The organism is Candidatus Nitrosarchaeum limnium BG20, from assembly GCF_000241145.1.
Classification (GTDB): Archaea; Thermoproteota; Nitrososphaeria; order Nitrososphaerales; family Nitrosopumilaceae; genus Nitrosarchaeum; species Nitrosarchaeum limnae.
In genome coordinates, this window is record NZ_AHJG01000155.1 from 1 (window position 1) to 1,066 (window position 1,066).

General features: G+C 34.0%; 3 protein-coding genes. All 3 read right to left on the minus strand.

Annotation, left to right across the window (positions count from 1 at the left end; translation table 11 throughout):
• A partial coding sequence (locus BG20_RS04820; RefSeq protein ID WP_010191602.1) for a GTP-binding protein occupies positions 1-224 on the minus strand: 224 nt, incomplete at its 3' end.
• A gap of 40 nt (positions 225-264) precedes the next feature.
• Complete coding sequence (locus BG20_RS04825) at positions 265-648, minus strand: S6e family ribosomal protein (protein WP_010191604.1); 384 nt, start codon at positions 646-648, stop codon at positions 265-267.
• 194 nt (positions 649-842) lie between these two features.
• Positions 843-1,016 carry a hypothetical protein gene (locus tag BG20_RS04830; RefSeq protein ID WP_010191607.1) on the minus strand — a complete coding sequence of 58 codons (174 nt, stop codon included), beginning with the start codon at positions 1,014-1,016 and terminating at the stop codon, positions 843-845.
• Positions 1,017-1,066 lie beyond the last annotated feature (50 nt).

The following is a 1,066-nucleotide window of genomic DNA, read 5'->3' on the forward strand; positions in this document are numbered from 1 at the left end:
TCTTCACAACTTTTACATTTGTAAAATGCTGCATCAGAATAACCAACACGTATTGTAATTCCACGTTTTAATTCTTGACTATGTACACTGGTCCAAGAACCAGTTAAAGCTTGAATAAGTGTAGTTTTACCATGATCCACATGACCTGCAGTTCCAATATTTACACACGGCTGATGACCGTATTTTTTTATGTACCATTCGGGAAGTGTTTCTCTCCAATGCATTAATGAAAATGTAGGACCGGTATATGTTAAGTTATTCTTTTTATTTGGATTCTGATGCCACTTCAGCTGGAGCTTCTACTGGCAACTCTCCATCAAATTTACAATTTATCTGATAGATTTCTTCTGAAACAGTATTTCCTCGCATTAATTTTCTAACTCTTTGTCCTGTTTCTGCTGCTTGTAATCCAACTCCTTTAGAAAGTAAAATGTATTTTCTTGCAGAACCATGAATATCATTTCTCATTGGAACTCCTGACTTATCACTACCACCTGTTAGTTTTAATTTGCCTTGCAATCCTACAACAGACGCATCTGCGTCGCTTCCTAATTGTAAACCCAATAATGGATTCGCATCGCTGTCTTTCAACTCTTTTGTGATAGATTTTCCTTTGGTATCTGATATTGTAAGCTTGAAATTTGTCAAGTATTTCAAAAAAATGCCCAACGACTAATTAACCTTTGGACATTATTTTTAAATCAAGATTATGTAGAATACGCATGGATGAGATCAAATGTCCTAGATGTGAAAATAAGATGGTAGATATGCAAGCGTGTCATATGTTTTGTCCAAAGTGTGGTGCACATTTGGATTGCTCAGATAAAGGAAATTTTTGGTAATTACATGCCAGGTCTTTTTGGAATATAATCGTAAGACATGTTAATTGCCTGATCTTTCATTATTTCAAGATAGGAATCATAGTCAGCTTCAAAATTACAATGAGGACATTTAACATTAGTTATATCATCATCTAAGATTGCAACTTTTTCACATTTTGGGCAACGTGCATCCATAACACTATTTTCCAATTAAGATATTTAATCATAATTAATAAGAACAGAGT

What these genes read in the sequence shown, in the direction of transcription:
- BG20_RS04830 (WP_010191607.1), bottom strand. Translation starts at nt 1,016, where the DNA reads ATGGATGCACGTTGCCCAAAATGTGAAAAAGTTGCAATCTTAGATGAT.